This is a genomic window from Rhodococcus sp. 05-2255-1e (assembly GCF_002259025.1).
Classification (GTDB): domain Bacteria; phylum Actinomycetota; class Actinomycetes; order Mycobacteriales; family Mycobacteriaceae; genus Rhodococcoides; species Rhodococcoides fascians.
Map to the genome: position 1 here is coordinate 1 of NZ_NOZE01000020.1, position 603 is coordinate 603.

Sequence of the window (603 nt, forward strand, 5' to 3'; positions counted from 1 at the left end):
GCTCTCCGACGTCGCGCAGGCCGCGATGATCACCAACCTGCTCACCGAGGACAATCTGCCGTCCTACCACCGTGAGATCGCCGAGAACTTCTCCCAGGACGGTGCCTGGGGAACCTGGGTCGGCCGCTGGACCGCCGAAGAGAACCGCCACGGCATCGTCATGCGCGACTACCTCGTCGTCACCCGAGGCGTCGATCCCGTCGCCCTCGAAGAAGCCCGCATGATCCACATGACCAACGGCTTCGCCTCGCCCGCAGGTTCGCAGACCGGATTGCTCCACTCGGTGGCGTACGTGACGTTCCAGGAACTCGCGACCCGCGTCTCGCACCGCAACACCGGCAAGGTCTGTGACGACCCGATCGCCGACCGCATGCTCCAGCGCATCGCCGCCGACGAGAACCTGCACATGATCTTCTACCGCAACATCACCGGCGCAGCGATGGACATCGCTCCCGACCAGACCCTCGACGCGGTCTCCGACATCGTGACGAACTTCGTCATGCCCGGTGCCGGCATGCCGAACTTCCGCCGCAACGGTGTGTTGATGGCCAAGCACGGCATCTACGACCTGCGTCAGCACCTCGAAGACGTCGTCTGGCCCGT

1 protein-coding gene is annotated in these 603 nt (G+C 65.0%); it reads left to right on the forward strand.

Features of this window, described 5'->3' with window-relative positions:
* On the forward strand, positions 1-603 hold a 603-nt coding region (locus CH262_RS14420), incomplete at both ends, for an acyl-ACP desaturase (protein WP_179275012.1).